The sequence below is a fragment of the Planomonospora algeriensis genome (assembly GCF_977012225.1).
The window spans coordinates 1-6,590 of the sequence record NZ_CDRNDK010000361.1; the positions used below are offsets into that span (position 1 = coordinate 1).

Annotated in this window: 5 protein-coding genes and 1 pseudogene; 2 read left to right on the top strand and 4 right to left on the bottom strand. The window is 73.8% G+C overall.

Going from position 1 to position 6,590, the window contains the following annotated elements; genetic code table 11:
- The 4 genes from ACWJ6R_RS27415 to ACWJ6R_RS27430 form a co-directional block, all read right to left on the bottom strand.
- A partial coding sequence (locus ACWJ6R_RS27415; protein ID WP_449064997.1) for a hypothetical protein occupies window positions 1-658 on the bottom strand: 658 nt, incomplete at its 3' end.
- Entirely contained in the window at window positions 658-1,716 is a 1,059-nt protein-coding gene (locus ACWJ6R_RS27420; protein WP_449064998.1) for a hypothetical protein, read from the bottom strand. The genes ACWJ6R_RS27415 and ACWJ6R_RS27420, both read right to left, overlap by 1 nt.
- Window positions 1,717-1,811: 95 nt before the next feature.
- Window positions 1,812-2,459: a response regulator transcription factor gene (locus ACWJ6R_RS27425; RefSeq protein ID WP_449064999.1), complete on the bottom strand. Its 648-nt coding sequence runs from the start codon at window positions 2,457-2,459 to the stop codon at window positions 1,812-1,814.
- Window positions 2,450-4,138 (bottom strand): sensor histidine kinase, encoded by a 1,689-nt coding sequence (locus ACWJ6R_RS27430; protein WP_449065000.1) that lies wholly within the window; start codon window positions 4,136-4,138, stop codon window positions 2,450-2,452. Before ACWJ6R_RS27430 ends, ACWJ6R_RS27425 begins: the two co-directional genes overlap by 10 nt.
- Before the next feature lie 174 nt (window positions 4,139-4,312).
- On the opposite strand from ACWJ6R_RS27430, the pseudogene ACWJ6R_RS27435 reads away from it, so the two are divergent.
- Window positions 4,313-5,714, top strand: a pseudogene (locus ACWJ6R_RS27435) (sugar porter family MFS transporter).
- Between the two features lie 186 nt (window positions 5,715-5,900).
- A complete protein-coding gene (mug, locus tag ACWJ6R_RS27440; RefSeq protein WP_449065001.1) occupies window positions 5,901-6,398 on the top strand; it encodes a G/U mismatch-specific DNA glycosylase in 498 nt (165 codons plus the stop codon).
- Window positions 6,399-6,590: the final 192 nt, after the last annotated feature.

The following is a 6,590-nucleotide window of genomic DNA, read 5'->3' on the forward strand; positions in this document are numbered from 1 at the left end:
CGCGGCGCAGGCCCGGTTCGAGCAGGACGAACGTGAAGGCGACCGTCAGCCCCGCCGCGGCGCCGCCGGCCAGCAGCATCGCCGGTCTCGGCCGGGACAGCGCCCCGGTGAGCAGGCCGCCCACCAGCAGCAGCCCCGCCGTGAACAGCCCCCCGTAGATCAGCGCCTCCCAGGCCGACGCGCGCTCCACCAGGACGCGGAACGGCACCACGGCGACCTCGCCGCCGGCGCGCAGCCGGAGCTCGTGGGGGCCGGTGCGCTCCACCCGGAGCGGCGTGTACCGGGGCTCCCGCCCCGCGTGCGCCGTACCGGTCACCGTACGGCCGTCGGTGACCGAGCGGAGCTCCAGGGCGACGGGCACGCCGGTGACCGGCTGGTAGGCGACGACGCCGATCCGCAGCTCGCCCGGGACCCGCTCCACCCCCTTGACCACCACGGTGAGCTCGGTGCCGGCGATCGTCTGGGCCACCCGCAGGTCCGCCCCGGCCGCCACCACGTGGGCCTCGGCCGGAGCCGGGCGCGCCAGTACGAGGACGGCGGCCAGGCAGACGATCCACACCGGGAGCAGCCGCGCCGCGCGGACCCGTCTCGGGGACAGGCGCGCCGTGCTGGGCGGGAGCGGGCGCGCCGCACGGGCCCGTGACGGGTCCCGCCGCATCACTTACGGTGTGCTTCGGGCAGGAACAGCGCCCCGAGCGCCAGGCCGATCAACCCGGCCACCGTCGGCGCACCGGTCCACAGCTCGGGTACGGCGGGCAGCCCGCCGCCCGCCGCCGACGCGACCGCGATGAACAGCGACCAGGTGACGAGGGCCGACAGTCCGGCGAACGCCCAGTAGGCGGCCCGCCGCTCCGCCGACGGGCGCAGCCACCGGATCAGCAGGTCGCTCGCGACCCCCGCGGCGACGAAGGAGAGCAGGATCGGCAGGTTCTCGAACGCCGTCTGCGCCCCCGGCATCAGGACGCCCACCAGGTACAGCACGGTCACGCTGCCGAAGGGCAGGTGCCACCTGCGGACCAGCAGCAGCACGGGGGCGAGCAGCACGACGTCGGTGATGACGATCGAGGCCGCCAGGTCGCTCGCGCCTCCGCCGTCCGTGGTGGAGAACGCCTCGACGACGTGGGCCGCGCCGTACTGCATGGCGTTGCCGTACGACACGAACAGCGAGACCAGGGTGGTCGCGAACGCCAGGCCGAGCAGGGCCGGGAGCAGTCGGCCGAGCGAGGGGCGCTCGCCCACGTCGGGGGCGCGCCAGGCGGAGCGCAGCGGCGTGGTGATGATGAGCGACATCGTCGCGATCAGTCCCAGGTGGGAGGGGCTGAACAGGATGTCGATGTCCGTCTCGATGCCGAGGAACGTGTGCCACATCATGTCGGCGAAGCCGAAGGCGGCGAACGCGGGTACCGCGACGAGGCCCGCGAGGTATCCCATCGGCACGGCCGCCAGTCCCTGCCGGCCGGTCCTGGTGCCGCGCCACACCTGCCAGATGATCCAGCCGGAGACCGCGGCGAACCCCGAGTAGAACACCGCGTGCCAGGGGGTGAAGAACGTCTCGAGCTCCGCCAGGTTGCTGTGCGCCCAGGCATCGATCATCAGGCCGACGCCGAACCAGACTCCCAGCAGCGCCGTGACCAGATCCGTCCGGGGGGCCACCCACTCCCGCGGCTCCCCCGAGTCCGCCAACAACCGCCGTACGTCCACACCAACCGCAGCCACCGTCGGGCTCCCTTCCGTCGGATGGGATTCTGCTCCCCCGGGCGGGCCCCGGGGAAGCCGGGCAGCACCCCTCCCGCAGGTGCGGTTAACCGCACCTAGGCGTTCAGGTAGCGGAGCACGGCCAGCACCCGGCGGTGGTCGTGCGGGCCGGCCTCCAGCCCGAGCTTGCCGAAGATGTTCGTGCAGTGCTTCTCCACCGTGCGCTCGGCGATGGCCAGCCGCTCGGCGATGGCCAGGTTCGTCCGGCCCTCCGCCATCAGCCGGAGCACGTCCCGCTCGCGCCCGGTGAGCTGGACCAGCGGGTCGTCGGGCTGCTGGTGCCGGCTCACCAGCTTCTCGACGACCACGGGGTCCAGCGCGGATCCGCCGGAGCCCACCCGGCGGATCGCCGCGGCGAACTCGGCGAGGTCCGACACCCGGTCCTTGAGCAGGTAGCCGACGCCCTCGACGCCGCCGCCGAGCAGCTCGACCGCGTAGCTCACCCGCACGTACTGCGAGAGCACGAGCACGCCGATCTCCGGGTGGCGCCGCCGCAGGGTGAGCGCGGCCCGCAGGCCCTCGTCGGTGTGCGTGGGCGGCAGGCGGATGTCGAGGACGGCGACGTCGGGGCGGTCCTCGCCGACCAGGGCCAGCAGCTTCCCGGCGTCGTCCACGGCCGCCGCCACCTGGAATCCCGCCTCGGTCAGCAGCCGGGCCATGCCCTCCCGGAAGAGGGCGGAGTCCTCACAGATCGCTATCCGCACGGCATCGTCACCCTGAGCACCGTACCGGCGCCCCCGCGGCTGTCGAGCCGGAGCCTGCCGCCGTTGGCCTCGGCCCGGTGGGCGAGGCCCCGGAGCCCGGAGCCGCGCGCCGGATCGGCGCCCCCGCGGCCGTCGTCGCCGACCTCGACCACCAGGCGGTCTCCGCTGCGCGCCAGCCGTACCCACGCGCGGTTCGCCCGCGCGTGCTTCGTCACGTTGGCCAGGGCCTCGTTGACGATGTAGTAGGCCGCGCTCTCGACCGCCGCGGGAAGCGGTTCCACCGTGCCGATCACGCACTCGACGGGGACGGGGGCGACGGCGGCGAGCTCCTTCACCGCTCCCGGCAGCCCGCGCTCGGTGAGCACCGGCGGGTGGATCCCGTGGCTGACGGCGCGCAGGTCGTCGAGCGCGGCCAGCACGGAGGTCTTCGCCTCGCCGATCAGCTCCTCCCTCCTGTCGGGGCGGGTGGTGGCCTCGGCGAGCCCGAGCGTCATCGCCACCGACAGCAGCCGCTGCTGCACGCCGTCGTGCAGGTCGCGCTCGATCCTGCGGCGTTCGGCCTCGCCCCACCGGAGCATCCTGGCCCGCGACGCCGCGAGCTGCCGCAGCCGTGCCTTCAGGTCGGCGGTGAGCCGCTCGTTCTCCAGCGCGAGCGAGGCGGCCGCGCAGGCCGCCTCGACGAGCAGCGGCTGCTCCAGCAGCGCGGCGTCGTGCAGGAGTACGGCGAGCCGCGCTCCGCCCTGGTCCACGCGGGTCATCACCCTGCCGCTCTCCTGCGGCGGGAGTTCGACGGGACGGCCCTCGGCGTCGACGTACCGGTCCTGGTCGGCCGTCCAGTAACCGACGCGCAGCGTGGGATCGTGGAGCACCGCCGCCAGCGCGCTCTCCAGGCCGTCCGGCTGCTTCCTGCCCCTGAGCCGCACCACGAGGTCCGCCACCCGGCCGCGATCGATCCCGCGCCGGACCAGGCTGCCGAGGTAGGCGAGCGGAACCGCGATGAACGCCCCGAACATGGCGTAGACGAACAGCGGCTGCGTTCCCCAGCCCCACCCGGCCGCCACGTGGTCGGCCACGAACGCGACCGTGGCGATCAGGGAGGCGGCCGCCACCGGTGTGACCGCGCGCCGCTGGGCGGCGCTCCCCGCACACCAGCGCACCACGGACAGGCCCACCACCAGGGCGCCCGTGACGACGACCAGCTGCACCCGGACCTCGTCGACGAAGAGCGCGATCGACCCGAGCGGCTCCGGGAGAGCCGCGCAGATCGCCGGGGAGACCCCCGGGAGCACCACCGACTCGGCGTAGGCGACGCCGACCACGATCCTGGGTGGCAGGCCGTCGAGCCGGCCGGTGGGGTAGGCGAGGAACAGGTGGCAGGCCAGGCCCGCCCAGAGCCCGCCGGCGCCTATCCAGATCGCGGCCGGCGGCGGCACCTCGTCGCCGATCAGGAGCTGCTGGGGGATCCACGCGAGGCCGACGGCGACCATGAGCGGGCCGACCCGGTTGCGCGGATGGAGCCGCCAGGCCACGATCCCCGTGCCGAGGAACGACACCCCCACCACGGCCCCCAGCGCCCACAGCGGCCCGCGGCGCGCCTCGGGCAGCGTCACCAGGAGCAGCCAGGCGGCCGCCGCCGAAGCGGTGATCGCGGTGGTGCTGATCCATGGTCGGCCGGTCATCCTCACCCCCGGGGGATTCTACGATCGATCGCCGGATCCGGGCGGTTCCGATAGGCCCCGGAGCGGACCGGGCCCGCACCCCCGGTCCCCTGATCCACGTCGGCGGGGCCGCGGCCGCACGCGATGAAAGCGGACATATACGACTTAAAGTCCCGCGTCGGGGAAGAGACCGTCATGGTCGGTACCACGTCCTCCGGAGCTCCGGGCACGCACAGGGAACATCTGGGGCGCGTCGTCTTCATCACCGCGGCGGCGGCGATAGGCGGCTTCCTCTTCGGCTACGACAGCGCCGTGATCAACGGCGCCGTCACCGGGATCCAGCGCCACTTCGAGGTGGGCGCGGTGGCGACCGGCTTCGTGGTGGCGATCGCGCTGCTCGGCTCGGCGGGCGGCGCCTGGATCGCCGGAGGGCTGGCCGACCGCTGGGGACGCACCCGGACCATGCAGATCGCCGCGATCCTGTTCGCGGTCAGCTCGGTCGGCCAGGCCCTGCCGTTCGGGATCTGGGACCTGGCGTTCTGGCGGGTGCTCGCCGGCGCGGGGATCGGGATGGCGTCGGTGCTCGGCCCCGCCTACATCGCGGAGGTCGCGCCGCCCGCCTACCGGGGCCGGCTGGGCTCCTTCCAGCAGCTCGCCATCGTGCTGGGCATCGCGGTCTCCCAGCTCGTCAACTACGCCATCGCGCAGCTGGGCGGGGGGAACGTCAACAACGAGCTGCTCGGCATCCAGGCCTGGCAGTGGATGCTCGGCGCCTGCCTGGTCCCGGCCCTGCTGTATCTGCTCTTCGCCTCGGCCATCCCCGAGTCGCCGCGGTTCCTCGTCGCGGCGGGCCGCGGCGCGCAGGCGCGCGAGGTGCTGGCGGAGATCGAGGCCGAGGGCGTCGACCTGGACGCCCGCCCGGCTGGCGGAGATCGAGCGGTCGCTGCGCCTGGAGCACCGGCCCCGCCTGCGCGACCTGCGGGGCTCGGCGTTCGGCCTGCTGCCGATCGTCTGGATCGGCATCACGCTCTCGGTACTGCAGCAGTTCGTCGGCATCAACGTGATCTTCTACTATTCGTCGGCGCTGTGGCAGTCGGTCGGCATCGAGCAGAGCGACTCGCTGCTGATCAGCTTCTCCACCTCGATCATCAACATCGTCGGCACGTTCATCGCCATCGCGCTGGTCGACCGGATCGGCCGCAGGCCGTTGCTGATGATCGGCTCGCTGGGCATGGCGATCGCCCTGGCCACGGCCGCGTGGGCGTTCAGCGCGGGCGTGCCGAAGGGCGAGACCGTGACCCTGCCGGAGCTGCAGGGCGCCGTGGCCCTGATCGCCGCGCACGTCTTCGTGCTGTTCTTCGCGCTGTCGTGGGGCGTGGTCGTCTGGGTGCTGCTCGGCGAGATGTTCCCCAACCGGATCAGGGCCGCCGCGCAGTGGGTGGCCAACTGGCTGATCACCGTCTCGTTCCCGTCCCTGGCGGAGCGGAGCCTGGCCGGCGCGTACGTCGGCTACGCGGTCTTCGCCGCACTCTCCCTGGTCTTCGTGCTGGTGAAGGTACGGGAGACCAAGGGGCGCAGGCTGGAGGAGATGGGTTAGGCGGCGACGGGAGCGGTCAGGTATACGGCCATGTCTCCTGTGAACCCGTCGTCCCCCGCGGACCGGCTTTCCACGGACGGGTCTTCCGCGAGCGGGCCTTCCGCGCCGCCCGCGGGCGGCTCTCCCGCGGGCAGGCGTCCCACGGGAGCCGAACTCGACGCGGCGAGGGACCTGACGATCGAGGACGTGCTCGGTCCCTCGCTGGACGTCCTGTTCTGCGGCATCAACCCCGGTCTCTACTCGGCCGCGACCGGTCACCACTTCGCCCGGCCGGGCAACCGCTTCTGGCCGGCGCTGCACCGTTCCGGCCTCACCCCCCGGCTGCTGTCCCCTGCCGAGCAGCACCTGCTCCCGTCCTACGGGCTGGGCATCACCAACGTGGTGGCCCGCGCCACCGCGCAGGCGGCCGAGCTGTCGGCCGAGGAGTTCCGCGAAGGCGGCCTGCGGCTGGCGCGCCTGGTCGCCGAGGTCCGGCCCAGGGTGCTGGCGGTGGCGGGGGTGACCGCCTACCGGACGGCGTTCGGGCGGCCCAAGGCGGCGGTCGGACCGCAGGAGGAGCCGGTCGGCGGCGCCGCGGTCTGGGTGCTGCCCAACCCCAGCGGCCTGAACGCGCACTGGACGCTGGACCGGATCGCGGGGGAGATGCGGCGGCTCAGGGAGTCCCTCGGGCGGCCGCCGCTGTAGGGGCGGCCGCGGTGGTGGACCGGTGCGCCGCCGGGTCAGTGCGCGGATCCGCGGGCGGATCCGCAGGGACGGCCGCCGCGGCGGAGGACGCGGAACAGCGTCAGCGCCAGCCAGGCGGCGAACACGAACTTGAGCGCCCCGAACCCGCCGACGGCCACCCGGCGACCAGCAGCAGGACCAGCAGGGGCGCGG

Excerpts from the sequence above, each read along its gene's own strand:
- ACWJ6R_RS27430 (WP_449065000.1), bottom strand. The coding sequence starts at position 4,138 with ATGACCGGCCGACCATGGATCAGCACCACCGCGATCACCGCTTCGGCG.